At 44.8% G+C, this 24,130-nt stretch carries 37 protein-coding genes; all 37 read left to right on the forward strand.

Annotation, left to right across the window (positions count from 1 at the left end):
• Positions 1-14: 14 nt before the first annotated feature.
• The 37 genes from rpoC to rplQ all read left to right on the forward strand — a co-directional run bounded on the left by rpoC (position 15) and on the right by rplQ (position 24,066).
• Positions 15-3,650 (forward strand): DNA-directed RNA polymerase subunit beta', encoded by a 3,636-nt coding sequence (gene rpoC, locus JKM87_RS15235; RefSeq protein ID WP_202081232.1) that lies wholly within the window; start codon positions 15-17, stop codon positions 3,648-3,650.
• A gap of 173 nt (positions 3,651-3,823) precedes the next feature.
• The gene (locus tag JKM87_RS15240; RefSeq protein ID WP_202081233.1) at positions 3,824-4,072 is read left to right on the forward strand and encodes a 50S ribosomal protein L7ae-like protein; all 249 of its coding nucleotides are present in this window, start codon (positions 3,824-3,826) and stop codon (positions 4,070-4,072) included.
• A gap of 138 nt (positions 4,073-4,210) precedes the next feature.
• Positions 4,211-4,633 carry a 30S ribosomal protein S12 gene (gene rpsL / locus JKM87_RS15245; protein WP_202081234.1) on the forward strand — a complete coding sequence of 141 codons (423 nt, stop codon included), beginning with the start codon at positions 4,211-4,213 and terminating at the stop codon, positions 4,631-4,633.
• A gap of 103 nt (positions 4,634-4,736) precedes the next feature.
• Positions 4,737-5,207, forward strand: coding sequence for a 30S ribosomal protein S7 (rpsG, locus tag JKM87_RS15250; protein WP_202081235.1), 471 nt, complete (start codon positions 4,737-4,739; stop codon positions 5,205-5,207).
• A 94-nt stretch (positions 5,208-5,301) separates the two neighbouring features.
• Positions 5,302-7,374, forward strand: coding sequence for an elongation factor G (fusA, locus tag JKM87_RS15255; RefSeq protein WP_202081236.1), 2,073 nt, complete (start codon positions 5,302-5,304; stop codon positions 7,372-7,374).
• Between the two features lie 132 nt (positions 7,375-7,506).
• Positions 7,507-8,697: an elongation factor Tu gene (gene tuf, locus JKM87_RS15260; protein ID WP_202081237.1), complete on the forward strand. Its 1,191-nt coding sequence runs from the start codon at positions 7,507-7,509 to the stop codon at positions 8,695-8,697.
• A 390-nt stretch (positions 8,698-9,087) separates the two neighbouring features.
• Entirely contained in the window at positions 9,088-9,396 is a 309-nt protein-coding gene (gene rpsJ / locus JKM87_RS15265) for a 30S ribosomal protein S10 (protein WP_202081238.1), read from the forward strand.
• A gap of 74 nt (positions 9,397-9,470) precedes the next feature.
• Positions 9,471-10,094 carry a 50S ribosomal protein L3 gene (gene rplC, locus JKM87_RS15270; RefSeq protein WP_202081239.1) on the forward strand — a complete coding sequence of 208 codons (624 nt, stop codon included), beginning with the start codon at positions 9,471-9,473 and terminating at the stop codon, positions 10,092-10,094.
• A gap of 24 nt (positions 10,095-10,118) precedes the next feature.
• On the forward strand, positions 10,119-10,742 hold the full coding sequence (gene rplD / locus JKM87_RS15275; protein ID WP_202081240.1) for a 50S ribosomal protein L4: 624 nt from the start codon (positions 10,119-10,121) through the stop codon (positions 10,740-10,742).
• Complete coding sequence (rplW, locus tag JKM87_RS15280; RefSeq protein WP_202081241.1) at positions 10,742-11,032, forward strand: 50S ribosomal protein L23; 291 nt, start codon at positions 10,742-10,744, stop codon at positions 11,030-11,032. The genes rplD and rplW overlap by 1 nt, the downstream gene beginning before the upstream one ends.
• A 31-nt stretch (positions 11,033-11,063) precedes the next feature.
• The gene (gene rplB / locus JKM87_RS15285; RefSeq protein WP_202081242.1) at positions 11,064-11,897 is read left to right on the forward strand and encodes a 50S ribosomal protein L2; all 834 of its coding nucleotides are present in this window, start codon (positions 11,064-11,066) and stop codon (positions 11,895-11,897) included.
• A 57-nt stretch (positions 11,898-11,954) separates the two neighbouring features.
• Positions 11,955-12,233, forward strand: a complete 279-nt coding sequence (rpsS, locus tag JKM87_RS15290; protein WP_202081243.1) for a 30S ribosomal protein S19 — start codon at positions 11,955-11,957, stop codon at positions 12,231-12,233.
• A gap of 24 nt (positions 12,234-12,257) precedes the next feature.
• Positions 12,258-12,599, forward strand: coding sequence for a 50S ribosomal protein L22 (rplV, locus tag JKM87_RS15295; protein WP_202081244.1), 342 nt, complete (start codon positions 12,258-12,260; stop codon positions 12,597-12,599).
• A 3-nt stretch (positions 12,600-12,602) separates the two neighbouring features.
• Complete coding sequence (gene rpsC, locus JKM87_RS15300; RefSeq protein WP_202081245.1) at positions 12,603-13,262, forward strand: 30S ribosomal protein S3; 660 nt, start codon at positions 12,603-12,605, stop codon at positions 13,260-13,262.
• 3 nt (positions 13,263-13,265) lie between these two features.
• On the forward strand, positions 13,266-13,700 hold the full coding sequence (gene rplP / locus JKM87_RS15305; RefSeq protein ID WP_202081246.1) for a 50S ribosomal protein L16: 435 nt from the start codon (positions 13,266-13,268) through the stop codon (positions 13,698-13,700).
• Positions 13,690-13,893 (forward strand): 50S ribosomal protein L29, encoded by a 204-nt coding sequence (gene rpmC, locus JKM87_RS15310; RefSeq protein ID WP_202081247.1) that lies wholly within the window; start codon positions 13,690-13,692, stop codon positions 13,891-13,893. Before rplP ends, rpmC begins: the two co-directional genes overlap by 11 nt.
• Positions 13,894-13,910: 17 nt before the next feature.
• Positions 13,911-14,174 (forward strand): 30S ribosomal protein S17, encoded by a 264-nt coding sequence (rpsQ, locus tag JKM87_RS15315; RefSeq protein ID WP_202081248.1) that lies wholly within the window; start codon positions 13,911-13,913, stop codon positions 14,172-14,174.
• A gap of 42 nt (positions 14,175-14,216) precedes the next feature.
• Positions 14,217-14,585 (forward strand): 50S ribosomal protein L14, encoded by a 369-nt coding sequence (gene rplN, locus JKM87_RS15320; RefSeq protein WP_202081249.1) that lies wholly within the window; start codon positions 14,217-14,219, stop codon positions 14,583-14,585.
• 50 nt (positions 14,586-14,635) lie between these two features.
• Complete coding sequence (rplX, locus tag JKM87_RS15325) at positions 14,636-14,950, forward strand: 50S ribosomal protein L24 (RefSeq protein WP_202081250.1); 315 nt, start codon at positions 14,636-14,638, stop codon at positions 14,948-14,950.
• Between the two features lie 24 nt (positions 14,951-14,974).
• Positions 14,975-15,517 (forward strand): 50S ribosomal protein L5, encoded by a 543-nt coding sequence (rplE, locus tag JKM87_RS15330; RefSeq protein WP_202081251.1) that lies wholly within the window; start codon positions 14,975-14,977, stop codon positions 15,515-15,517.
• 27 nt (positions 15,518-15,544) lie between these two features.
• The gene (locus JKM87_RS15335; RefSeq protein ID WP_202081252.1) at positions 15,545-15,730 is read left to right on the forward strand and encodes a type Z 30S ribosomal protein S14; all 186 of its coding nucleotides are present in this window, start codon (positions 15,545-15,547) and stop codon (positions 15,728-15,730) included.
• Positions 15,731-15,760: 30 nt separating this feature from the next.
• Positions 15,761-16,159, forward strand: a complete 399-nt coding sequence (gene rpsH, locus JKM87_RS15340) for a 30S ribosomal protein S8 (RefSeq protein ID WP_202081253.1) — start codon at positions 15,761-15,763, stop codon at positions 16,157-16,159.
• Between the two features lie 29 nt (positions 16,160-16,188).
• Entirely contained in the window at positions 16,189-16,725 is a 537-nt protein-coding gene (rplF, locus tag JKM87_RS15345; protein ID WP_202081254.1) for a 50S ribosomal protein L6, read from the forward strand.
• Positions 16,726-16,758: 33 nt separating this feature from the next.
• Entirely contained in the window at positions 16,759-17,127 is a 369-nt protein-coding gene (gene rplR, locus JKM87_RS15350) for a 50S ribosomal protein L18 (protein WP_202081255.1), read from the forward strand.
• Positions 17,128-17,147: 20 nt separating this feature from the next.
• Positions 17,148-17,645: a 30S ribosomal protein S5 gene (gene rpsE, locus JKM87_RS15355; RefSeq protein ID WP_202081256.1), complete on the forward strand. Its 498-nt coding sequence runs from the start codon at positions 17,148-17,150 to the stop codon at positions 17,643-17,645.
• Positions 17,646-17,679: 34 nt separating this feature from the next.
• Complete coding sequence (gene rpmD / locus JKM87_RS15360) at positions 17,680-17,868, forward strand: 50S ribosomal protein L30 (RefSeq protein WP_202081257.1); 189 nt, start codon at positions 17,680-17,682, stop codon at positions 17,866-17,868.
• A gap of 30 nt (positions 17,869-17,898) precedes the next feature.
• The gene (rplO, locus tag JKM87_RS15365; RefSeq protein WP_202081258.1) at positions 17,899-18,339 is read left to right on the forward strand and encodes a 50S ribosomal protein L15; all 441 of its coding nucleotides are present in this window, start codon (positions 17,899-17,901) and stop codon (positions 18,337-18,339) included.
• On the forward strand, positions 18,339-19,637 hold the full coding sequence (gene secY / locus JKM87_RS15370; protein WP_202081259.1) for a preprotein translocase subunit SecY: 1,299 nt from the start codon (positions 18,339-18,341) through the stop codon (positions 19,635-19,637). The genes rplO and secY overlap by 1 nt, the downstream gene beginning before the upstream one ends.
• A gap of 14 nt (positions 19,638-19,651) precedes the next feature.
• Positions 19,652-20,302 (forward strand): adenylate kinase, encoded by a 651-nt coding sequence (locus JKM87_RS15375; RefSeq protein ID WP_202081260.1) that lies wholly within the window; start codon positions 19,652-19,654, stop codon positions 20,300-20,302.
• A 1-nt stretch (position 20,303) separates the two neighbouring features.
• On the forward strand, positions 20,304-21,050 hold the full coding sequence (gene map, locus JKM87_RS15380) for a type I methionyl aminopeptidase (RefSeq protein ID WP_202081261.1): 747 nt from the start codon (positions 20,304-20,306) through the stop codon (positions 21,048-21,050).
• 9 nt (positions 21,051-21,059) lie between these two features.
• Complete coding sequence (locus JKM87_RS15385) at positions 21,060-21,374, forward strand: KOW domain-containing RNA-binding protein (protein WP_202081304.1); 315 nt, start codon at positions 21,060-21,062, stop codon at positions 21,372-21,374.
• 4 nt (positions 21,375-21,378) lie between these two features.
• Positions 21,379-21,597 carry a translation initiation factor IF-1 gene (gene infA, locus JKM87_RS15390; RefSeq protein WP_202081262.1) on the forward strand — a complete coding sequence of 73 codons (219 nt, stop codon included), beginning with the start codon at positions 21,379-21,381 and terminating at the stop codon, positions 21,595-21,597.
• Between the two features lie 56 nt (positions 21,598-21,653).
• Positions 21,654-21,767, forward strand: coding sequence for a 50S ribosomal protein L36 (gene rpmJ / locus JKM87_RS15395; RefSeq protein ID WP_003322638.1), 114 nt, complete (start codon positions 21,654-21,656; stop codon positions 21,765-21,767).
• A 56-nt stretch (positions 21,768-21,823) separates the two neighbouring features.
• Positions 21,824-22,192: a 30S ribosomal protein S13 gene (gene rpsM, locus JKM87_RS15400; protein ID WP_202081263.1), complete on the forward strand. Its 369-nt coding sequence runs from the start codon at positions 21,824-21,826 to the stop codon at positions 22,190-22,192.
• Positions 22,193-22,214: 22 nt separating this feature from the next.
• On the forward strand, positions 22,215-22,610 hold the full coding sequence (rpsK, locus tag JKM87_RS15405; RefSeq protein ID WP_202081264.1) for a 30S ribosomal protein S11: 396 nt from the start codon (positions 22,215-22,217) through the stop codon (positions 22,608-22,610).
• Between the two features lie 121 nt (positions 22,611-22,731).
• Positions 22,732-23,676 (forward strand): DNA-directed RNA polymerase subunit alpha, encoded by a 945-nt coding sequence (locus JKM87_RS15410; RefSeq protein ID WP_202081265.1) that lies wholly within the window; start codon positions 22,732-22,734, stop codon positions 23,674-23,676.
• Positions 23,677-23,700: 24 nt separating this feature from the next.
• On the forward strand, positions 23,701-24,066 hold the full coding sequence (gene rplQ / locus JKM87_RS15415) for a 50S ribosomal protein L17 (RefSeq protein WP_202081266.1): 366 nt from the start codon (positions 23,701-23,703) through the stop codon (positions 24,064-24,066).
• Positions 24,067-24,130 lie beyond the last annotated feature (64 nt).

The following is a 24,130-nucleotide window of genomic DNA, read 5'->3' on the forward strand; positions in this document are numbered from 1 at the left end:
AGGAGGTATGCTCCTTGATCGATGTAAATAACTTTGAGTACATGCAAATTGGTTTAGCGTCGCCAAACAAGATTCGTTCATGGTCTAGAGGGGAAGTCAAAAAACCCGAAACGATTAACTATCGAACGCTTAAACCTGAAAAAGAAGGGCTTTTCTGTGAGAAGATTTTCGGACCCACTAAGGATTGGGAATGTCACTGCGGGAAGTATAAGCGAGTCCGTTACAAAGGTGTCGTTTGTGACCGCTGTGGTGTTGAAGTGACAAGAGCGAAGGTCCGCCGTGAGAGAATGGGGCATATTGAACTCGCTGCCCCTGTATCTCACATCTGGTACTTCAAAGGTATCCCTAGTCGTATGGGCCTTAGCTTGGATATGAGTCCGCGTTCTTTAGAGGAAGTCATCTACTTTGCTTCTTATGTCGTTGTAGACCCTGGAGAAACACCACTAGAGAAGAAGCAGCTTCTTTCTGAAAAAGAGTATCGTAGCTATCGAGAGAAATACGGTACCACCTTTAAAGCGGCCATGGGGGCTGAAGCGATCAAATCACTACTGCTTGACCTTGACGTTGACAAAGAAGTTAATATGCTTAAGGAAGAGCTCAAAACAGCCCAAGGCCAACGACGCAATAGAGCAATTAAACGATTAGAAGTTTTAGAAGCATTTAGAAACTCAGGTAACGATCCATCATGGATGATTTTAGAGGTACTCCCCGTCATCCCGCCTGAACTAAGGCCGATGGTGCAGTTAGACGGGGGGCGTTTTGCCACTTCTGACCTTAACGATTTATACCGTCGTGTGATCAACCGAAACAATCGATTAAAGCGTCTATTAGATCTCGGAGCGCCTGAGATCATCGTGCAAAACGAAAAGAGAATGCTTCAGGAAGCGGTTGACGCATTAATAGATAACGGGCGTAGAGGCCGTCCAGTAACGGGACCGGGTAACCGTCCGTTGAAATCTCTCAGTCATATGCTAAAAGGGAAACAAGGTCGCTTCCGTCAAAACCTTCTCGGTAAGCGTGTGGACTACTCCGGACGTTCCGTTATCGTTGTAGGTCCTCACTTGAAGATGTACCAATGTGGTCTACCAAAAGAAATGGCACTAGAACTATTTAAGCCGTTTGTGATGAAAGAGCTTGTCTCTAAAGGCATTGCACATAACATCAAGAGTGCCAAGCGTAAAGTCGAGCGCGTGAATCCAGAGGTATGGGACGTTCTAGAAGAAGTGATCAAAGAGCACCCTGTCCTGCTTAACCGTGCGCCTACACTTCACCGTCTAGGGATTCAGGCATTTGAACCTACTCTTGTTGAAGGGCGTGCCATTAAGCTTCACCCACTCGTTTGTACAGCATATAACGCCGACTTTGACGGTGACCAAATGGCCGTACACGTGCCGTTATCTGCAGAAGCGCAAGCAGAAGCGCGCGTACTGATGCTCGCAGCTCAGAACATCCTGAACCCTAAGGATGGTAAACCGGTCGTAACGCCGTCACAGGATATGGTTCTAGGTAACTACTACATCACCCTAGAAAGACCAGGTGCGGTGGGAGAAGGCAGTATCTTTAACAACTCAGCAGAAGCTATCTCGGCTTATCAAAATGGTTATGTCCATCTGCATACAAGAGTAGCCATTCGCGGTAACTCATTAAATAAAACGTACTTTACAGAAGAACAAAATAACGCACTGGTTGTGTCAACGGTAGGGAAAATTATCTTTAATGAAATCCTGCCAGAGTCCTTCCCGTATATCAATGAACCAACGAAATATAACCTTGAGGTGGCTACACCCGAGAAATATTTCATTTATGATAAAGGGACTGACGTTAAAGAGTTTATCTCTAAGATGCCGCAAGTGGATCCATTTAAGAAAGGTTTCTTAGGCGATGTCATTGCAGAGTGCTTCAAACGATTCCAGATTACAGAGACATCCAAAATGCTTGACCGCATGAAAGATTTAGGCTTTGCTTACTCCACGAAAGCAGGGATTACCGTTGGTGTGGCCGATATCGTTGTGCTTGAAGAGAAAAAAGAGATTCTGGAGCAAGCAGAAAAAGACGTCGAAGTGATCTTGAAGCAATACCGCCGAGGTCTCATAACAGAGGATGAACGATATGACCGCGTCATCTCTATCTGGAGTAAAGCGAAAGATGTCATCCAAGAGAAACTAAAAAAATCACTCGATCCACTGAACCCGATCTTTATGATGTCTAACTCTGGTGCTCGTGGTAACGACTCAAACTTTACGCAGCTTGCGGGTATGCGTGGGTTAATGGCCAATCCGTCAGGTCGTATCATTGAAATCCCGATTACATCTAGTTTCCGTGAAGGGCTAACGGTACTCGAGTACTTTATCTCTACACACGGTGCACGTAAAGGTCTAGCGGATACAGCCTTGAAGACGGCCGACTCAGGTTACCTCACACGTCGTCTAGTTGACGTGGCTCAAGACGTCATCATTCGAGAAGATGACTGTGGTACGGACAGAGGCTTAGACGTATCAGCTATACGTGATGGAAGAGAGATTATTGAAGGCATCCATGATCGTCTAGTAGGACGTCTTGCTTTTGAAACGGTGAAACATCCGGAGACAGGCGAAGTGCTTATAAGACCGAACGAATTAATCACTGAAGATATCGCCACAGTTATCGTTGAAGCAGGGGTCGAACAAGTCAAAATCCGTTCCGTCTTCACATGCCGTACGCGTCATGGTGCATGTCAAAGATGTTACGGGCGCAACCTTGCGACAGGTAACCAAGTTGAAATCGGTGAGTCTGTTGGTATCATCGCGGCCCAATCCATTGGTGAACCGGGTACTCAGCTTACAATGCGTACCTTCCACACAGGTGGGGTTGCAGGAGACGATATCACACAGGGTCTGCCACGTATCCAAGAGATATTCGAAGCCAGGAATCCAAAAGGGCAAGCGGTTATCTCTGAGTTAGAGGGTAAAGTGGTGGAGGTCCGCGAAGTCAAAGATCGACGCGAGATTGTTGTTCAAGGCGACGTGGAAACACGCAATTACACTGCCCCATATGGCGCACGCTTAAAAGTAAGTGAGGGTGACGATGTAATAGCTGGGCAAGAACTCACAGAAGGTTCCGTGGATCCAAAAGAACTACTCAAGGTTCAAGGCATGCACGGCGTACAAGAGTATCTGTTAAAAGAGGTACAGAAGGTATACCGTATGCAAGGGGTAGAAATTGGAGACAAACACGTCGAAGTGATGGTACGTCAAATGTTGCGTAAGATTCGTGTCATGGACGCGGGAGATACCGACCTGCTCCCAGGCTCTTACATTGATATCTATGATTACGAAGTCGCCAACCACAAAGTATTACAACAAGGTGGCGTACCTGCAACAGCTCGTCCTGTCTTGCTCGGTATCACTAAAGCTTCACTTGAAACAGACTCCTTCTTATCTGCAGCATCCTTCCAAGAGACAACAAGAGTGCTTACAGATGCTGCCATCAAAGGTAAACGTGACGAATTACTCGGCTTGAAAGAGAACGTCATTATCGGTAAGCTAGTACCAGCTGGTACGGGAATGAACCGTTACCGCCAAGTTGGAGTCCGACATACGGATGAAACGCCTGGAGAGACTGATGGTGACCAGGACCCATCCGTTGTTCAAGACCCGGTCATCGCTGAATAACAGTCATCGTGTAAACGGGAGATCATGGTAACTAAATAAAGTGTGAGGGTGCTTTGCACCCTCACCTTTCATACAGGAAGAAAATCCTAGCCTGAAGTCATTGACACAACGTGTCGAGAATGATACTATATCTGAGTGTGCTTAGATGCCTAAATGCTTTGGAGGATGTATAAATGTCTTATGAAAAAGTAAAGCAGGCAAAGGAAATCAGAATAGGTTTGAAACAGACAATGAAGTCTGTTCAACAAAGTGAAGTGGACGAAGTGCTTATTGCGAAAGATGCAGATCCACACATCGTCTCAAAAGTCCATCGCATATGCGAGGAACACCGTGTTAGCACCATCTATGTAGATTCCATGAAAACGTTAGGTCAAACGTGTGGAATTGATGTAGGGGCTGCAACCGTGGCTCTTAAAAAGTAAGGAAGTTGCGAAGGTGAGAGCGGCTTTCTTATTCAGATATGTTTTTGTTCGGACACCCTCCTGACAAAAACTACAATTTTGCCTTTTTACGAACCACCTGGATCTGTGTACTTGAAAAATTGGAAGGAGGTGCGATGAATGCCTACTATTAACCAGCTAGTAAGAAGAGGTCGCGTAGCGAGATCAGAGAAGTCTAATTCTCCTGCCTTGCAGAAAGGTTACAACAGCTTCAAGAAAACAAGCACGGACTACAGTGCGCCACAAAAACGAGGCGTTTGTACGCGTGTGGGAACAATGACGCCTAAGAAACCAAACTCAGCGCTACGTAAATATGCGCGTGTTCGTTTAACAAACGGAATTGAAGTGACAGCTTACATTCCGGGGATTGGACACAACCTTCAAGAGCACAGCGTTGTGCTTATCCGTGGTGGTCGTGTAAAAGACTTACCAGGGGTACGTTACCACATTGTACGTGGTGCGCTTGATACTGCAGGTGTTCAAGACCGTGCGCAAGGACGTTCTAAGTATGGTACGAAGAGACCAAAGGAAGCTAAAAAATAAGCTTTAATCTATCGCTAGCGCTTACCATAAGCGCTGGCCTCTACTTAGGATGATAACCCTAAAAATCGATAGATAGGAAAACAGATGTAAAGGAGGGGAAAGCATGCCAAGAAAAGGTCCAGTAACTCGCCGTGATGTATTACCTGATCCGGTATACAACAGTAAGCTTGTCACTCGTCTGATTAACCGCATCATGCTTGACGGAAAAAGAGGAGTTGCACAACGCATTCTATATAACGCATTTGATCTTATTCAAGAGCGTACAGGGCAAGAACCTATGGAAGTATTTGACGAAGCGCTTAAGAACATCATGCCAGTACTTGAAGTTAAAGCACGCCGTGTAGGTGGGTCTAACTACCAAGTACCAGTAGAAGTACGTCCTGATCGTCGTACGACACTAGGTCTACGTTGGTTAGTAAACTACGCGCGTTTACGTGGTGAAAAAACAATGGAAGAGCGCTTAGCTGCAGAAATCATCGATGCTTCAAACAACACAGGCTCTGCTGTGAAGAAGCGCGAAGATGTGCATAAAATGGCTGAGGCGAACAAAGCGTTTGCTCACTACCGTTGGTAATTTGATAACACATTGCTTGACTTCATGGTCTCAGAAGCCATGTCACAAAAGAAACCAAATAGAAAATTTTTCTTACGGAAGGAGAAAATAACCTATGGCAAGAGAGTTCTCCTTAAAAAATACGCGTAATATTGGGATCATGGCTCATATTGACGCTGGTAAAACAACGGCAACAGAACGTATTTTGTTCTATACAGGTCGTATTCATAAAATTGGTGAAACGCACGAAGGTGCTTCCCAAATGGACTGGATGGACCAAGAGCAAGAACGTGGTATCACAATCACGTCTGCTGCCACAACTGCTCAGTGGAAAGGCCATCGTGTCAACATTATCGACACGCCTGGACACGTAGACTTCACAGTTGAGGTTGAGCGTTCCCTTCGCGTATTAGATGGAGCTGTCGCACTACTTGATGCACAATCAGGTGTTGAGCCCCAAACCGAAACTGTTTGGCGCCAGGCAACAACTTACGGTGTACCACGTATCGTCTTTGTTAACAAAATGGATAAAGTCGGCGCTGACTTCTTAGGCTCCGTTCAAACGATACATGATCGTCTTGAAGCGAACGCCGTAGCTGTCCAACTACCGATTGGTGCAGAAGATGAGTTTGAAGGGATCATTGACCTCGTAGAAATGCAAGCTTACTACTATATTGATGACCTTGGTACTCGTACAGAGGCTCGTGACATCCCTGATGAATACAAAGAGCAAGCTGATGAGTATCGTACTAAACTAGTGGAGGCAGTCGCTGAACTAGATGAAGAACTCATGATGAAATATCTTGAAGGAGAAGAACTCACTAAGGATGAGATTAAAGCAGCACTCCGCCAAGGGACATGTGACGTTGAAATCTATCCTGTACTTTGTGGTTCTGCTTTCAAAAACAAAGGGGTACAATTAATGATCGACGCTGTCATTGATTACCTACCTTCTCCAGTAGATGTACCACCGATCAAAGGAATCTTACCAGATTCTGAGGAAGAAGTGACTCGTGAATCAAGTGACGATGCACCATTCTCTGCATTAGCATTCAAGATTATGACTGACCCTTATGTCGGTAAGTTATCATTCTTCCGCGTCTACTCAGGTATACTCAAATCAGGATCTTACGTCTTAAACTCAACAAAAGGGAAGCGTGAACGCGTAGGTCGTATCCTACAGATGCACGCCAACTCTCGTGAGGAAATATCTGAGATCCACGCAGGTGAGATTGCAGGTGCAGTTGGACTTAAAGATACGGCTACAGGGGATACGCTATGCGATGAGAAAAACCCTGTTATCCTAGAATCTATGTCCTTCCCTGAGCCTGTTATTAAACTTGCGATTGAGCCAAAAACAAAGGCAGACCAAGAGAAAATGGGTATTGCCCTTGCTAAGCTTGCAGAAGAAGACCCAACGTTCCGTACTGAGACTGACGATGAAACAGGACAAACGATCATCGCTGGTATGGGTGAGCTTCACCTCGATATCATCGTTGACCGCTTGAAACGTGAATTCAAAGTTGAAGCGAACGTAGGGGCACCTCAGGTTGCTTACAAAGAAACGATTCGTCAAGCGGCTAAGGTTGAAGGTAAATTCGTACGTCAATCCGGTGGTCGTGGACAATACGGACACGTATGGGTTGAATTTGAACCACTTGAGGCAGGTAGCGGCTTTGAATTCGAAAACAAAATTGTGGGTGGGGCTGTACCAAGAGAGTACATTCCATCAGTACAACAAGGGATCGAAGAAGCGATGCAGAACGGCCTCATAGCAGGCTATGAAGTCATCGACATGAAGGCGACATTATTTGATGGAAGCTACCACGACGTTGACTCCAGTGAGATGGCCTTTAAGATTGCCGGTTCCATGGCACTTAAAGAAGCTAAATCCAAGTGTGACCCTGCGCTTCTAGAACCGATTATGAAAGTAGAAATCGTTGTTCCAGAAGAACACATGGGTGATGCAATGGGGCATGTTAATGCTCGTCGTGGACGTGTAGAAGGTATGGATGCTCGTGGTAATGCGCAAGTTATCCGTTCGTTTGTGCCACTATCTGAGATGTTCGGATACGCAACAACGCTACGTTCTAGCACACAAGGTCGTGGAACATACTCCATGCATTTTAGCCACTTCGAAGAAGCGCCTAAATCTATTACAGAAGAAGTAGCAAAAGGCAACGAATAATTTGTATAAATGATTGTCTTTTGAATTGTCTTGTTATAAGCTAAGGTTGGTTGATATCCATGATGGGATAGCCCAACCCTAGTCTTAAATAAAAATTATAATTATTCTCTTAAAACAAGGAGGAAATCAATAATGAGTAAAGAAAAGTACGAACGTACGAAACCGCATGCTAACATTGGTACGATTGGTCACGTTGACCATGGTAAAACAACATTAACTGCTGCCATTACAACTGTACTATCCACCAAAGGTGGGGGAGAAGCAAGAGCTTACGACTCTATCGATGGTGCACCAGAAGAGCGTGAACGTGGAATCACGATTTCCACTGCACACGTAGAGTATGAAACTGACAACCGTCACTATGCTCACGTTGACTGCCCAGGACACGCTGACTACGTTAAAAACATGATCACTGGTGCTGCACAAATGGATGGTGCAATCCTCGTTGTGTCTGCAGCTGACGGCCCAATGCCTCAGACTCGTGAGCACATCCTACTTTCTCGTCAGGTAGGGGTACCTTCTATCGTGACATTCTTAAACAAGTGTGACATGGTAGACGACGAAGAACTACTAGAGCTTGTTGAAATGGAAGTACGTGACCTTCTTTCTGAGTACGACTTCCCTGGAGACGACGTACCAGTCATCAAAGGTTCTGCACTTCAAGCACTAGAAGATCCTTCTAGCGAATGGGCTGACAGAATCATTGAACTAATGGAAGCTGTTGACGCTTACATCCCAACACCAGAACGTGACACTGACAAGCCTTTCCTAATGCCTGTTGAGGACGTATTCTCAATCACAGGTCGTGGAACAGTTGCAACTGGCCGTGTTGAACGTGGTGTCATCAAAGTGGGTGACTCTCTAGAGATCCTTGGTCTTGAAGAAGAGCCTAAAAACACAACTTGTACTGGAGTTGAAATGTTCCGTAAGCTTCTAGATCAAGCAGAAGCAGGGGACAACGTTGGGGTACTACTTCGTGGTGTTGACCGTGAAGAAGTACAACGTGGTCAAGTACTTATCCAACCTGGAACAGTAAAAGCGCACACTAAATTCTCTGCGCAAGTTTACGTCCTAAGTAAAGACGAAGGTGGACGTCACACGCCTTTCTTCGCTAACTACCGTCCACAGTTCTACTTCCGTACAACTGACGTAACAGGCATCATTCAACTTCCAGAAGGCGTAGAAATGGTTATGCCTGGGGACAACATTGAAATGACTGTTGAACTTATCGCACCAATCGCGATCGAAGAAGGAACTCGTTTCGCGATCCGTGAAGGTGGACGTACAGTAGGTGCAGGTGCGGTTGCTACAATTCACGAATAATATAGAAGCTTTATGATCTCTCACAGATCGTACAAAGCTTAATCTATAAAAGAAGCATCCTATTAGAGGGTGCTTCTTTTTTCTACGACTATATGCATGACGTATATCGTTCATACCAAAAAGAGGATGTTAAGGCATAGGGAAACAACGCTAATAACAACTTGCTTTTTAATTTTATATATTATAAGATTATTGAGTGCCCAACTGACATAGTTTTTTAGCGATAATACTTGATATTTAGGTCGATTTTCGATAAAATAGTGTCTGTTGGTCATTGGCTGCGATGAAGTAGGAGGTTACCGACACACCCGGCCCCTTTGCCATGGCTGGCGTCGGAAAATTTCTATGGAGAAGTCTAATTTAAAATTGGGCGACGAAGGAGGGAGACATATGGCAAAGCAAAAGATTCGTATTCGTTTAAAAGCTTATGATCATAGAGTGTTAGATCAATCAGCTGAGAAAATTGTAGACACTGCGAAGCGTTCTGGTGCGGACGTATCTGGACCGATTCCATTACCGACGGAAAAAGCAGTATATACAATCCTACGTGCGGTACACAAGTACAAAGATGCACGTGAGCAGTTTGAGATGAGAACCCATAAGCGTTTAATCGATATCGTAAATCCGACACCACAAACAGTGGATGCTTTAATGCGTTTGGATTTACCATCTGGTGTCGATATTGAGATCAAACTATAATCTCTCGATGGTATAAATGGAAATCTTCCATTTAATATGGCAAAAAATAAAACTTACATTAGGAGGTGGCTTTCATGACCAAAGGAATCTTAGGTAAAAAACTTGGTATGACTCAAGTTTTTGGTGATAATGGTGTCGTCCTTCCTGTCACAGTAATCGAAGCTGGCCCATGTGTTGTGCTTCAGAAAAAAGATGCTGAGACAGACGGATACGAGGCGGTTCAACTTGGTTACGATGATAAAAAAGAAAACCGTGCAAACCAACCTGAAACTGGCCATGCCAAAAAGGCAGAAACTGCGCCTAAGCGCTACATTAAAGAAATTCGCGGAGTTGAAGGCGAATTTGAAGTTGGTCAAGAAGTCAAAGCTGACATTTTTGAAGCTGGTGAAGTTGTAGACATCACTGGTGTATCCAAAGGGAAAGGATTCCAAGGCTCCATTAAGCGTCATGGTCAAGCGCGTGGTCCTATGACTCACGGTTCACGTTACCATCGTCGCACAGGTGCCCTAGGTGCTACAGATCCAGCCCGTGTATTTAAAGGTAGACCTTTACCAGGTCGTATGGGTGGCAATAAAGTCACAATTCAAGGCCTAGAAATCGTGAAAGTTGACACGGACCGCAACTTGCTTCTAGTGAAAGGAAACGTTCCTGGAGCGAAGAACAGCTTTGTGACTGTGAAAACTTCAGTGAAGCAATAAGGTTGAAGGAAAGGAGGAATCGCTATGCCAAAAGTAGCATTATACAACCAATCCGGCTCTACAGTTGGAGATATTGAACTTGCAGATGCCGTGTTTGGAATTGAGCCAAACGCTCATGTACTACATGATGCTGTTGTTATGCAACAAGCGTCTGAACGCCGTGGTACGCATGATGTGAAAAACCGTTCAGAAGTACGCGGTGGTGGACGTAAACCATGGAGACAAAAAGGAACAGGTCGTGCTCGTCAAGGATCTATCCGCTCTCCACAATGGGTTGGTGGTGGAACTGTATTTGGACCAACGCCACGCAGCTATGCTTACAAATTACCAAAGAAAGTTCGTCGTCTAGCTATTAAATCTGCGCTATCTTCCAAAGTGAAGAACGACGAAGTTAAGGTGCTTGAAGCGCTAGCGTTTGATGCACCGAAGACAAAAGAATTAGCTACGATCTTATCTAACCTAAACGTCGGTCGTAAAGCACTAATCGTGACAGATTCACTTGAGGATAACCTTGCGCTATCTAGCCGCAATATCCCGGGCGTGAAATATGTCACTGCTGATAGTATTAACGTTTTTGACGTTTTAAATTATGACCACTTTATCGTGACGAAGGATGCAGTAGCGAAGATAGAGGAGGTGCTTGCATAATGAGAGATCCACGTGATATCATCAAGCGCCCAATCATTACTGAAGACACGACGGACATGATGGCTGATAACAAATACGTGTTTGAAGTTGACGTGTACGCAAACAAATCAGAAGTGAAGAAAGCAGTTGAACAGATCTTTGACGTGAAAGTCGTTAAAGTGAACACAGTTAACACTAAGAAGAAGCCTAAGAGATTTGGTCGTTACAGTGGGTTTACTGCGCGCCGCAAAAAAGCGTACGTAAAACTTTCTGAAGACAGCAAGCCTCTAGAGTTCTTTGAAGGTGTATAAGCACTAACAGTGGTGAAAGGAGGAAAAAGAGATGGCTATTAAAAAGTATAAGCCGACATCCGCAGGTCGTCGTGGTATGTCAGTATCTACATTCGAAGACATCACGACAGACCGTCCAGAGAAGTCCTTGCTTGCGCCATTAAGCCACAAGGGAGGACGTAACAACCAAGGTCGTCTTACTGTTCGTCACCAAGGTGGCGGTCATAAGCGTAAGTATCGTATTATTGATTTCAAACGTAACAAAGATGGAATACCAGGCCGCGTTGCCACAATCGAGTATGATCCTAACCGTTCTGCCAACATTGCTCTCATCCACTATGCTGATGGTGAGAAACGTTACATCCTACACGTGAACGGCTTGAAAGTAGGGGACGTCGTACAATCAGGACCAGATGCAGATATCAAAAAAGGTAATGCATTACCACTAGAAAACATTCCAGTAGGGACGATGATTCATAACATCGAACTTAAAGCTGGTAAAGGTGGGCAACTTGTGCGTGCGGCTGGTGCTGAAGCACAACTATTAGGTCGTGACGGAGACTATGCCCTTATCCGCCTAAGATCAGGCGAAGTTCGCATGGTGCGCAAAGAGTGCCGCGCAACAATCGGTCAAGTAGGTAACCTAGATCACGAGCTCATCAACGTTGGTAAAGCTGGACGTTCTCGTTGGAAAGGTATTCGCCCAACTGTTCGTGGTTCTGTTATGAACCCTGCGGATCACCCACATGGTGGTGGTGAAGGACGCGCGCCAATCGGACGTAAATCACCAATGTCACCTTGGGGTAAACCAACACTTGGTTACAAGACTCGTAAGAAAAACAAACCATCTGACAAGTATATCGTTCGTCGCCGTAAGAAGAAATAAGGATCGGCATATCGTTCGAATTAAAACTCGTGAGTTGTTGCGAAGGGAGGTACAACGATGGGTCGTAGCTTAAAAAAGGGACCTTTTGTTGATGACCACTTGATGAAAAAAGTGGAAGCAATGAATGAGAAAAACGAGAAAAGAGTAATTAAAACATGGTCTAGACGCTCAACGATTTTCCCTGATTTCATTGGGCACACACTTGCTGTTTACGACGGACGTAAGCACGTGCCAGTGTACATTAGTGAGGATATGGTAGGACATAAGCTAGGAGAATTCGCTCCTACTCGTACCTACAAAGGCCATACGGATGATGACAAGAAAACTAGACGCTAATAGATAAGAGAGGAGGTACAGTTCATGGAAGCCAAAGCTGTTGCCAAATACGTGCGTATTGCTCCTCGTAAAGTCCGCTTAGTCATCGACTTGATTCGAGGCAAGCAAGTAGGTGAAGCGATCGCAATTCTGAAGCACACGCCAAAAGCAGCTTCTCCTGTCATAGAGAAAGTGCTCATGTCTGCCGTAGCAAATGCGGAACACAACTACGAAATGAACCCAGATAACCTAGTGGTATCTGAGATCGTGTGTGACGAAGGACCAACATTAAAGAGATTCCGTCCACGTGCAATGGGACGTGCAAGTAGAATTAATAAGAGAACGAGCCACATTAAAGTTGTGGTTACAGAACAGAAGGAGGGATAATGCGTGGGTCAAAAGATTAACCCGAAAGGTCTTCGAGTCGGCGTTATTCGCGACTGGGAGTCTAAATGGTATGCAGGAAAAGACTACTCTGAGCTTCTTCATGAAGACCTTAGGATTCGTGAATATATCGAAAAGCGCCTTGTAGATGCAGCTGTCTCTACGGTTGAGATTGAACGTGCTGCTAACCGCGTGAACATTACCGTTTACACGGCTAAGCCAGGAATGGTGATCGGTAAAGGTGGTTCAGAAGTTGAAGCACTACGTAAGGCGTTAAACAACCTAACTGGAAAAAGAGTACACATCAACATTAGTGAAATTAAATACCCAGACTTAGATGCGAAGCTAGTGGCAGAGAACATTGCTCGCCAACTAGAAAACCGTGTGTCATTCCGTCGTGCGATGAAGCAAGCGATCCAACGTACAGTCCGTGGAGGCGCTAAAGGAATTAAAACCATGGTTAGCGGACGTCTAGGTGGAGCAGATATTGCTCGTAGTGAAGGATACAGTGAAGGTACTGTCCCACTACACACATTACGTGCTGATATTGACTATGGAACAGCGGAGGCAGACACAACATACGGAAAGATCGGTGTGAAGATCTGGATCTATCGTGGTGAAGTATTGCCTGGCAGAAAGTCAAAGGCAGCAGAAGGAGGGAAATAAAACATGTTAATGCCTAAACGAGTGAAACACCGTAAAGAGCATAGAGGTCGCATGAGGGGCCAAGCAAAAGGCGGGAAAGAAGTCGCATTCGGTGAATACGGCTTGCAAGCACTTGAAGCATCTTGGATCACAAACCGCCAAATCGAAGCTGCGCGTATCGCGATGACTCGTTACATGAAACGTGGCGGTAAAGTATGGATTAAGATTTTCCCTTCTAAGCCATACACGAAAAAGCCTTTAGAAGTTCGTATGGGTTCCGGTAAAGGGGCACCTGAAGGTTGGGTAGCGGTTGTGAAACCAGGAAAAATCATGTTTGAAGTAGCAGGAGTACCAGAAGATGTTGCGCGTGAAGCTCTCCGTCTTGCTTCTCATAAGCTACCGATTAAAACGAAGTTCGTAAAACGTGAAGGATTGGGTGGTGAAGCAAATGAAAGCTGAAGAATATCGTAACTTAACCACTGCCGAAATCGAACAGAAAATTGCTTCTCTAAAAGAAGAATTGTTCAACCTCCGTTTTCAATTAGCAACCGGTCAATTAGATAACCCAACTCGTATCCGTGACATCCGCAAGGGCATTGCTCGTGCAAAAACTGTCTTACGTGAGAGAGAATTAGGAATTAATAACGGCTAAGGAAGGAGGACTTTGGCGTGGCTGAACGTAATAACCGTAAAGTTGTAATCGGAAAAGTAGTTAGTGACAAAATGGATAAAACGATTACTGTAAGTGTAGAAACGTATAAGATGCACCCTTTATACGGTAAGCGCGTGAAATATACGAAGAAATTCAAAGCGCATGATGAGCATAACCAAGCTAAGAAGAACGATATCGTCAAGATTATGGAAACTCGTCCACTATCTAAGGATAAGCGTTGGCGCTTGGTCGAAATCGTAGAAGAAGCAGTTATTATTTAAGCTCAGCGAATACACTTCCAGACCTGAGAGGAGGTACGTCAGATGATCCAAGCTGAATCACGTTTAAAAGTGGCTGACAACTCTGGTGCGAGAGAATTACTATGTATTAAGGTACTAGGCGGCACCGGTCGTAAATACGCCAACATTGGTGATGTTATTGTTGCGACTGTTAAGCAAGCAACACCAGGAGGCGTTGTCAAAAAGGGTGAAGTCGTTAGAGCTGTTATCGTTCGTTCAACTAGTGGTAAACGCCGTGATGACGGTTCATACATCCGCTTTGATGAGAACGCAGCAGTTGTAGTTCGTGACGATAAGAGCCCTCGTGGAACTCGTATCTTTGGACCAGTTGCCCGCGAGCTTCGTGAGAGAGATTTCATGAAAATCGTTTCCTTGGCTCCAGAGGTTCTATAATTCGGTCTTAAAGATTTTAAAAAAATATAGTTCTACAAGGAGGTGCAATTATGCACGTCAAGAAAGATGACACTGTGATTGTGATCACGGGTAAAGATAAAGGCAAAAAAGGACGTGTGATTGCGGCTTACCCAAGAGATAACCGTGTACTTGTTGAAGGAGTTAACATGGTAAAAAAACATGCGAAACCTTCTCAAGCTAACCCGCAGGGCGGTATCTTGAACCAAGAAGCGCCAATTCATGTGTCCAACGTTTTGCCTACAGATCCAAAGAGCGGTGAACCGACTCGCGTTGGATATAAAACGTTAGATAACGGTAAGAAAGTTCGCATAGCGAAAAAGTCCGGTGAACCATTAGATAAGTAATGGCAAGAAAGGAGGTCCTAACTGATGGCAGCAAGAATGCAAGAAAGATATCATAACGAGATTGTTTCAAGCTTAGTGAATAAATTTGACTATGCTACAGTGATGCAAGCCCCTCGTGTTGACAAAGTTGTCATTAACATGGGTGTAGGTGAAGCTGTAGGTAACGCAAAAACACTTGATGGAGCAGTAGAAGATCTGCAAAAGATCACAGGTCAAAAACCTGTCGTCACTCGTGCGAAAAAATCTGTTGCAGGTTTCAAAATCCGTGAAGGTATGCCGATCGGTGTTAAAGTCACATTACGTGGCGAAAGAATGTTCCATTTCCTAGATAAATTATTTAACGTTTCGCTACCACGTGTTCGTGACTTCCGTGGGGTATCCCCTAAAGCATTTGACGGAAGAGGTAACTATACGTTAGGGATTAAAGAACAACTCATCTTCCCAGAGATTGAGTATGATCAAGTTGATAAAGTACGAGGCATGGACATTGTGATCGTAACCACTGCTCAAACAGACGAAGAGTCTAAATCATTATTAGAAGAGCTTGGAATGCCGTTTCAAAAATAATATCCCTAAATTTAAGGAGGGTTTTGAGTGGCGAAAAAATCAATGATCGCAAAACAGCAGCGTAAGCCGAAGTTCAAAGTGCGTGGATATACTCGCTGTGAACGTTGTGGCCGTCCACACTCTGTGATGCGTAAATTTGGAATTTGCCGTATCTGTTTCCGAGAACTTGCCTACAAAGGTCAAATTCCGGGCGTAAAAAAAGCAAGCTGGTAATCCCGAAGCAAGGGAAGGAGGTTATTAAACATGGTAATGACAGATCCAATTGCAGATATGCTGACTCGTATTCGTAATGCGAACGCTGTGCGTCACGAATCACTAGAACTTCCAGCATCCAACATTAAGAAAGACATTGCAGACATTTTAAAGCGTGAAGGTTTCGTGCGTGACGCTGAAGTGATAGATGACAACAAACAAGGGATCGTTCGTATCTTTCTAAAGTATGGCCCGAACGATGAGCGTGTCATCACTGGCCTTAAGCGTATCAGTAAACCTGGACTACGCGTCTATGCAAAAAGCACTGAAATTCCTCGCGTCCTAGGTGGATTAGGAATCGCGATTATCTCAACATCTAAAGGGCTTATGACCGACAAAGAAGCCCGCCAACAAAACATCGGTGGCGAAGTCCTAGCCTATGTTTGGTAATCTGTAGAACGAAACGGAGGTGTCGAAACATGTCCCGAGTAGGTTTAAAACCTATTACAGTACCTGAAGGCGTACAAGTGAACCTGAACGGTGAAGAAATCACAGTCAAAGGACCCAAAGGTGAGCTTACACGTACCCTTCACCCTGACATGAAAGTAAATATTGAAGATAACGAAATTCGCATAGAGCGCCCATCGGACCATAAAGCACATCGTGCGTTACACGGAACAACACGTTCCATCATCAATAACATGGTCCAAGGCGTGACGAATGGATTTGAAAAAACACTTGAGCTTGTTGGTGTTGGTTACCGTGCAGCAAAACAAGGCAACAAACTTGTCCTTACTGTGGGATACTCTCACCCAGTTGAGATGGTACCAGAGCAAGGCGTTGAAGTAGAAGTAGACGGTCAAACCAAAGTGAAAGTGAAAGGCATCGACAAAGAACGTGTAGGTGCTTTCGCAGCTAACGTACGCTCTGTACGCCTACCTGAGCCTTATAAAGGAAAAGGTATTCGTTACGAAGACGAAAGAATTCGTCGTAAAGAAGGTAAAACAGGTAAATAAAGTGAGTAAGGTCCGGAAAGGAGTGAAGGTAGCGTGATTACTAAAAGCGATAAAAACAAACTGCGTAAGAAAAGACATGCGCGCATCCGTCGTACCGTTACAGGTACACCTGAGCGCCCTCGTCTTAATGTGTTCCGTTCATCCAAACACATTTACGCGCAACTGATTGACGATGTCAATGGTCAAACACTTCTAGCCGCTTCCTCTTTAGATAACGAGCTAAAAGATTCCATTACTAACGGTGGGAACGTGGAAGCAGCCCAATCCGTAGGCGCGCTAGTCGCTAAACGCGCTTTAGATAAAGGATATAAAAACGTGGTATTCGATCGTGGTGGCTACTTATACCATGGCCGTATCAAAGCCTTAGCAGAGGCAGCACGTGAAACTGGATTAGAATTTTAAGCAAAAGGAGGGAATAACTCGTGCGAATCGATCCAAACACATTAGAACTTGAAGAGAAAGTCGTTCAGATAAACCGTGTATCTAAAGTTGTTAAAGGTGGTCGTCGTTTCCGCTTTAGTGCACTTGTTGTCGTAGGTGATCGTAACGGACACGTCGGATTCGGAATGGGTAAAGCAACGGAGGTACCTGAAGCGATCCGCAAAGGTATTGATGATGCGAAGAAAAACCTCATCCGTGTACCACTCGTAGGAGCAACGATTCCTCACCAAGTGGTCGGACACTTTGGCGCAGGGAAAGTCTTACTCAAGCCTGCTGCAGAAGGTACCGGGGTAATCGCAGGCGGACCCGTCCGTGCGGTGCTTGAATTAGCAGGTGTTGGTGACATCCTAACGAAATCCTTAGGTTCTACCAACGCGGTAAACATGATCAACGCAACCTTTGAAGGACTTGGCCGTCTAAAACGTGCAGAAGACGTTGCTAAGCTACGCGGTAAGTCTGTCGAAGAGATCTTAGGATAAAGAAGATAAGTTGCTAAGATAAGGAGGGATTAAAGTGGCAAAAAAACTAGAAGTTACCCTCAAGCGCAGTACAATCGGTCGTAAACCAGAGCAAAGAAAAACGGTCGAAGCTTTAGGACTAAAAAAGATCGGCCAAACGGTTGTCCAAAACGACAACGACGCCATTCGTGGCATGGTTGGAAAAGTGAGTCACTTAGTCGAAGTTAAAGAAGTCGAAGCATAAAGTTGATTTCCGAATAGGGGAGGTGTAAATGTGAAATTACACGAATTAAGATCAGCAGAAGGCTCTCGTAAGGTTCGTAAGCGCGTTGGCCGTGGGATCGCGACTGGTAACGGTAAAACTGCAGGACGCGGACACAAAGGACAAAAAGCTAGATCTGGTGGAGGCGTAAGACCAGGATTCGAAGGTGGTCAAAACCCTCTATACCGTCGCTTGCCGAAGCGTGGATTTACAAACCCAAACCGCAAAGAGTTTGCGATTATTAATCTAGACACATTAAATCGCTTCGAAGCCGGTACGACAGTCACACCTGAATTCCTAAAAGAAAAAGGCGTGATCAAAAATGCACGCGATGGTGTGAAAATCCTTGGAGATGGCGAATTAAACGTTAACCTAACCGTGAAAGCCAATAAATTCTCTTCTGCAGCGGTCGAGAAAATTGAAGCTGCCGGCGGAAAAACTGAGGTGATTTAATGTTTGCTACAATCTCCAATATCTTGAAAATAGACGATCTTCGTCAAAAAATCGTATTCACATTGCTCATGCTTGTGGTATTTCGTATTGGAGCATTTATTCCAGTACCAAACATTAATGCTGAAGCTCTCGCGTTAGATTCTGAGATGAATGCATTAACTGTTTTTAACGTGCTCGGTGGTGGTGCCCTTCAGAGGTTCTCCATCTTTGCTATGGGGATTATGCCCTACATCACCGCATCCATTATTGTGCAGCTACTAACAATGGATGTCGTACCTAAATTTGCGCAGTGGGCTCGTGAAGGTGAAGCTGGTAAGCGTAAGCTTGCTCAATTCACTCGTTACGGAACAATCGTGCTTGGATTTATCCAAGCTATTGGTATGTCTATCGGGTTTAACACGATGACACAGGGTGCGCTCGTGATGAACCCAGGCTTTACGACGTATCTGTTCATTGCTCTCGTGCTCACAGCTGGTACAGCGTTCTTAATGTGGCTAGGTGAACAGATTACAGAGAAAGGGATCGGAAACGGGATCTCTATTATCATTTTCGCAGGTATAGTTGCTGGTTTCCCAACGGGGATTAACCAACTCTATGCAGTAGAAATGTCCAAGATACAAGAAGGGGCTAACCCGGCTATCAGTATCTTAACAGGCTTTATTTTACTGTTGGTGATCGTTGCCATCACAGTTGGTGTCATTTATGTACAACAGGGGATTCGTAAGATTCCAGTTCAGTATGCGAAACGCGTTGTTGGACGTAAGATGTACGGAGGTCAATCCACGCACATTCCGCTAAAAGTGAATGCGGCTGGGGTTATACCTGTCATCTTTGCCATGTCCCTCATTATCTTCCCATCAACTATTGCAAGTTTTTGGTCAGGTAATGCAGTAGCAGACTGGATTACGGCAAACATGCACTATACAAGTGGGCTAGGCATGTTCTTCTATGTTCTTCTCATCATTGGTTTTACGTATTTCTACACGTTCGTACAAATCAATCCGCTACAAATGGCTGAAAATATGAAGAAGAACGGTGGTTACATTCCTGGTATCCGCCCTGGTAAAACAACGTCCGTCTATCTGACTAGAATTCTTAACCGTATCACGCTTGCAGGGGCCCTATTCCTTGCAGCTGTTTCCATCTTACCATTCTTTATCTCCGCGCTATCGGATGTCCCTCCGAGCGTACAGATTGGTGGTACAGCGTTACTCATCGTTGTCGGTGTTGCACTTGATACGATGAGGCAAGTGAACAGTCAGCTCATTAAGCGCCACTACAAAGGCTTCATTAAGTAATCTGGAGGGATAGAATGAATCTCGTATTTATGGGCTTACCAGGTGCCGGTAAAGGAACGCAGGCGGAGCATGTTGTCGAACGTTTCGACATCCCACATATCTCCACAGGTGATATGTTCCGTGCTGCAATCAAAGAGGAAACCCCGCTAGGCAAAGAAGCGAAGTCTTACATGGATCAAGGCGGTTTGGTACCAGATGAAGTTACGATAGGTATCGTAAAAGAAAGATTAGCCAAAGATGATTGTAAGCACGGCTTTTTGCTAGATGGATTTCCACGAACGGTAGCACAAGCAGAAGCATTAGAAGATATCCTCGCGGAAAGCGACCGAAAGATAGATCATGTGGTGTACATTGATGTGGCACGAGATGTTCTACTCGCACGATTAACAGGTAGACGGATCTGTAAAAATTGTGGCGCCACTTATCATGTAGAATTTAATCCTCCAAAAGAGGAAGGCGTTTGTGACCGTTGCGGTGGGGAGCTCTACCAAAGAGAAGACGACAACGAAGAAACCGTCGCGAACCGCTTAGACGTCAATATGCAAAAGCAACAGTCATTACTTGACTTCTATTCGGATCGTGGTTACCTTCGTAAAGTGAATGGTCAACAAGATATTGACCAAGTCACTGATGACATCTCAAAACTGGTAAGAGGACAGTTGTAATATGATTATAACGAAATCAAGCTCTGAACTAGAGCTGATGAGAGAGGCCGGCAGGATTGTCGCGCTCACTCATCAGGAACTAGCTAAAGCCGTAAAACCTGGTATTACAACTAAAGAACTCGATGCCATCGCAGATAAAGTCATTCGCCGCTATGGCGCAACTCCTTCGTTTAAAGGGTATGGAGGCTTTCCTGGAAGCATTTGTGCCTCTGTCAATGAAGAGCTTGTTCATGGTATCCCCGGAGAACGAAAGTTGAATGAAGGAGATATCATCAGCATCGATGTCGGTGCGCACTACAAGGGCTACCATGGCGATTCAGCCTGGACTTATGCAGTAGGAACCATTAGCGAAGAAGACAAACACTTAATGCGAGTGACCGAAGCGTCCCTTTACAAAGGTTTAGAACAAGTCAAACCGGGGGCGAGGTTATCTAATATCTCACATGCCATACAACAGCATGTAGAAAACGAACATTTTTCTATCGTGCGTGAATATGTTGGTCATGGTGTTGGAACGAATCTTCACGAAGATCCGCAAATTCCAAACTTCGGGCCACCTGAAAGAGGGCCGCGTTTAAAACCAGGTATGGTTTTAGCCATAGAACCAATGGTAAACGCAGGAAGTCGATATGTGAAAACTCTCGCTGATAATTGGACCGTTGTTACTCAAGATAAGAAGAACTGTGTGCATTATGAACACACCATTGCTGTTACTGAAGACGGCTATGAGATTTTTACGAAAGCCTGAGTGTAGGTGATGAATGTGGTTGATTCTGAGTCAGTTCCGCAGGTTGGTCAACTAGTGAAGGTTCTTCGTGGTCGTGATGCTGAGAGCTATGCTGTCATCATCAGAATAGAAGATCAGCGTTTTGTCTGGATCGCAGATGGAGATAAAAGAAAGTTTGATTCACCGAAGAAGAAAAATCGACTTCATCTTCAAACTTTCGATTACATTTCCACTGAAGTCCGAGATAGTATGACTGAGTCGGGGCGCGTCACGAATGGCAAGCTTCGATTTGCGGTGAACAAGTTTAAACAAACCATAGAGGGACAAAGTGAGAAAGGAGAGTGAGCCCATGGCCAAGGAGGACGTTATTGAAATGGAAGGTACGGTGATCGAACCTCTTCCAAATGCGATGTTTAGAGTAGAACTCGAAAACGGTCATAAAGTTCTTGCCCATGTCTCTGGTAAGATTCGAATGCACTTTATTCGTATTTTACCAGGAGATAGAGTGACGGTTGAATTGTCTCCTTATGATTTAAGTCGTGGTCGGATCACGTATCGTTATAAATAAATTGCTCAATGCCTCTTTTCAAAGGCTTTTGGGCCATTAGGTAAGGAGGTTACAAAATGAAAGTAAGACCATCCGTTAAGCCAATCTGTGAAAAGTGTAAGGTGATTCGTCGTAAAGGTACCGTTATGGTCATTTGTGAGAACCCTAAGCATAAACAGAAGCAAGGCTAACGTTAACAATGAGAAGATGAAAGTGAACAGGAATTAACAGGAGGTGCTTAAATAGCATGGCACGTATTGCAGGTGTTGATATTCCTCGTGATAAACGAGTTGTCGTTGCATTAACGTACATTTATGGGATCGGTAAATCCACTGCAGCTCAAGTTGTAGCTGATGCTGGTGTGAACCCTGAGACACGCGTTCGTGACCTAACGGATGAGGAAGTAACTAAAATCCGTGACGTCATCGATAAGGTTCTAACAGTAGAAGGGGACCTACGTCGTGAAGTGTCTCTTAACATCAAACGTCTAATCGAAATCGGTTCTTACCGTGGCATTCGCCATCGTCGTGGCCTACCTGTACGCGGACAACGTTCTAAGACAAACGCTCGTACTCGTAAAGGTCCTCGTCGTACAGTAGCGAACAAGAAGAAGTAAAAGTAAAGGAGGGAAACCTTAAATGGCTAAGCGTAAAGTACAAACTCGTACAAGACGTCGTGACCGTAAGAATATTGAGTCTGGTATCGCTCATATTAGATCTACCTTTAACAACACAATCGTGACGATTACGGATACTCATGGAAATGCGATTTCTTGGGCAAGTGCTGGTAATCTAGGATTTAGAGGCTCTCGTAAAAGCACACCATTCGCTGCACAAATGGCGGCTGAGACTGCTGCAAAAGCAGCGATGGAACACGGCTTAAAAGACGTAGAAGTCATGGTTAAAGGTCCTGGAGCTGGACGTGAAGCAGCAATCCGTTCATTGCAAGCGGCTGGTCTTGAAGTTAACATGATCAAAGACGTAACGCCAATTCCACATAACGGATGTCGCCCACCAAAACGTCGTCGAGTATAACAGCGCAGAAGAATCACAAACCCTGTTTTGGTTTTGTGGTATAAATTTCCTAAAGTAGGTTTATAATGGTTGGTATAATAGGATGCGTGTGCGAGTAGGCGTTTTGAAGGAGGGTTCGTAGATGATCGAAATCGAAAAACCGAGTATTGAAGCCGTTGAAGTCAGTGAAGATGGTATGTATGGAAAATTTGTTGTAGAACCCCTAGAGAGAGGGTACGGAACGACGCTTGGAAACTCTATGAGAAGAGTCCTTCTATCCTCTCTTCCGGGAGCTGCAACACGTTCTGTACAAATTGATGGCGTCCTTCATGAGTTCTCTACGATTGAAGGCGTGGTCGAAGACACAACGGAAATCATTTTAAATCTAAAAAAGCTTTCACTTAAGATTCACTCCGATGAAGAGAAAACATTGGAGATTGATGTGGAAGGCGAAGGTGCTGTCACTGCCGCAGACATCCGTCATGACAGTGACGTTGAAATCTTAAACCCAGACCTCTACATTGCCACATTGGCGAAAGGTGCACGTCTGCACATGAGAATTACTGCTGGGCGTGGGCGTGGATATATTCCTGCAGAAGGGAACAAACGTGACGATCAACCGATCGGGGTCATTGCCATAGATTCTATCTATACGCCAGTAGACCGTGTGAACTATCAGGTGTCCAATACTCGTGTCGGTCAGGTGACGAACTTTGACAAACTGACATTAGAAGTGTGGACTAACGGAAGCATCCGTCCGGAGGAAGCGGTCAGTCTAGGTGCAAAAGTCCTTTCTGAACACTTGAATCTCTTTATCTCACTCACTGACGAAGCACAGGATGCTGAAATCATGGTTGAGAAGGAAGAGGACAAAAAAGAGAAAGTACTAGAGATGACCATCGAAGAATTGGATCTCTCCGTACGTTCCTATAACTGTTTGAAGCGTGCAGGAATCAATACCGTACAGGAACTTACGCAAAAATCAGAAGAAGATATGATGAAAGTGCGTAACTTAGGTCGTAAGTCTCTTGAAGAAGTGCAGGAGAAACTAGCTGAACTTGGACTTGGATTACGCAATGATGATTAAGGTCAGCTAAAGGAGGGATAACACATGGCTTATCAGAAACTAGGTCGAGACAGTGCGGCTCGTAAAGCATTGTTCCGTGATTTAGTCACAGACTTATTCATCTACGAGCGAATTGAAACAACGGAATCGAAAGCGAAAGAGCTTCGCTCAATCGCTGAAAAAATGATTACATTAGCAAAGCGTGGCGACTTACATGCTCGCCGTCAAGTCGCTGCATATGTTCGCCCTGAGCAAGCGGGTGATGAGAGCGGTAAAAACGCCATTCAGAAATTGTTTGATGATATTGCTCCTCGTTATGCTGAGCGTCAAGGTGGATACACACGTGTTCTAAAAATAGGACCTCGCCGTGGAGACGGAGCACCGATGGCATTTTTAGAATTAGTAGAATAAGAGCGACTCCAAAAAGGGTGAGGACAGGATCTGGGCCAACCAGATTCTAGTCAGTACCCTTTTT

Source organism: Caldalkalibacillus salinus (assembly GCF_016745835.1).
Taxonomy (GTDB): Bacteria; Bacillota; Bacilli; order Caldalkalibacillales; family JCM-10596; genus Caldalkalibacillus_A; species Caldalkalibacillus_A salinus.

Excerpts from the sequence above, each read along its gene's own strand:
- secY (WP_202081259.1), top strand. The coding sequence starts at position 18,339 with ATGTTTGCTACAATCTCCAATATCTTGAAAATAGACGATCTTCGTCAA.
- rpsL (WP_202081234.1), top strand. The coding sequence starts at position 4,211 with ATGCCTACTATTAACCAGCTAGTAAGAAGAGGTCGCGTAGCGAGATCA.
- rplV (WP_202081244.1), top strand. The coding sequence starts at position 12,258 with ATGGAAGCCAAAGCTGTTGCCAAATACGTGCGTATTGCTCCTCGTAAA.
- rpmC (WP_202081247.1), top strand. The coding sequence starts at position 13,690 with ATGAAAGCTGAAGAATATCGTAACTTAACCACTGCCGAAATCGAACAG.
- rplQ (WP_202081266.1), top strand. The coding sequence starts at position 23,701 with ATGGCTTATCAGAAACTAGGTCGAGACAGTGCGGCTCGTAAAGCATTG.
- rpsG (WP_202081235.1), top strand. The coding sequence starts at position 4,737 with ATGCCAAGAAAAGGTCCAGTAACTCGCCGTGATGTATTACCTGATCCG.
- JKM87_RS15240 (WP_202081233.1), top strand. The coding sequence starts at position 3,824 with ATGTCTTATGAAAAAGTAAAGCAGGCAAAGGAAATCAGAATAGGTTTG.
- rpsK (WP_202081264.1), top strand. The coding sequence starts at position 22,215 with ATGGCTAAGCGTAAAGTACAAACTCGTACAAGACGTCGTGACCGTAAG.
- rplD (WP_202081240.1), top strand. The coding sequence starts at position 10,119 with ATGCCAAAAGTAGCATTATACAACCAATCCGGCTCTACAGTTGGAGAT.
- rplB (WP_202081242.1), top strand. The coding sequence starts at position 11,064 with ATGGCTATTAAAAAGTATAAGCCGACATCCGCAGGTCGTCGTGGTATG.
- rpmJ (WP_003322638.1), top strand. The coding sequence starts at position 21,654 with ATGAAAGTAAGACCATCCGTTAAGCCAATCTGTGAAAAGTGTAAGGTG.
- rplE (WP_202081251.1), top strand. The coding sequence starts at position 14,975 with ATGGCAGCAAGAATGCAAGAAAGATATCATAACGAGATTGTTTCAAGC.
- rplC (WP_202081239.1), top strand. The coding sequence starts at position 9,471 with ATGACCAAAGGAATCTTAGGTAAAAAACTTGGTATGACTCAAGTTTTT.
- rplN (WP_202081249.1), top strand. The coding sequence starts at position 14,217 with ATGATCCAAGCTGAATCACGTTTAAAAGTGGCTGACAACTCTGGTGCG.
- rpsM (WP_202081263.1), top strand. The coding sequence starts at position 21,824 with ATGGCACGTATTGCAGGTGTTGATATTCCTCGTGATAAACGAGTTGTC.
- infA (WP_202081262.1), top strand. The coding sequence starts at position 21,379 with ATGGCCAAGGAGGACGTTATTGAAATGGAAGGTACGGTGATCGAACCT.
- rplP (WP_202081246.1), top strand. The coding sequence starts at position 13,266 with ATGTTAATGCCTAAACGAGTGAAACACCGTAAAGAGCATAGAGGTCGC.
- rplW (WP_202081241.1), top strand. The coding sequence starts at position 10,742 with ATGAGAGATCCACGTGATATCATCAAGCGCCCAATCATTACTGAAGAC.
- JKM87_RS15385 (WP_202081304.1), top strand. The coding sequence starts at position 21,060 with ATGAATGTGGTTGATTCTGAGTCAGTTCCGCAGGTTGGTCAACTAGTG.
- rpsS (WP_202081243.1), top strand. The coding sequence starts at position 11,955 with ATGGGTCGTAGCTTAAAAAAGGGACCTTTTGTTGATGACCACTTGATG.
- rplX (WP_202081250.1), top strand. The coding sequence starts at position 14,636 with ATGCACGTCAAGAAAGATGACACTGTGATTGTGATCACGGGTAAAGAT.
- rpsH (WP_202081253.1), top strand. The coding sequence starts at position 15,761 with ATGGTAATGACAGATCCAATTGCAGATATGCTGACTCGTATTCGTAAT.
- map (WP_202081261.1), top strand. The coding sequence starts at position 20,304 with ATGATTATAACGAAATCAAGCTCTGAACTAGAGCTGATGAGAGAGGCC.
- fusA (WP_202081236.1), top strand. The coding sequence starts at position 5,302 with ATGGCAAGAGAGTTCTCCTTAAAAAATACGCGTAATATTGGGATCATG.
- rpsJ (WP_202081238.1), top strand. The coding sequence starts at position 9,088 with ATGGCAAAGCAAAAGATTCGTATTCGTTTAAAAGCTTATGATCATAGA.
- tuf (WP_202081237.1), top strand. The coding sequence starts at position 7,507 with ATGAGTAAAGAAAAGTACGAACGTACGAAACCGCATGCTAACATTGGT.
- rplF (WP_202081254.1), top strand. The coding sequence starts at position 16,189 with ATGTCCCGAGTAGGTTTAAAACCTATTACAGTACCTGAAGGCGTACAA.
- JKM87_RS15375 (WP_202081260.1), top strand. The coding sequence starts at position 19,652 with ATGAATCTCGTATTTATGGGCTTACCAGGTGCCGGTAAAGGAACGCAG.
- JKM87_RS15410 (WP_202081265.1), top strand. The coding sequence starts at position 22,732 with ATGATCGAAATCGAAAAACCGAGTATTGAAGCCGTTGAAGTCAGTGAA.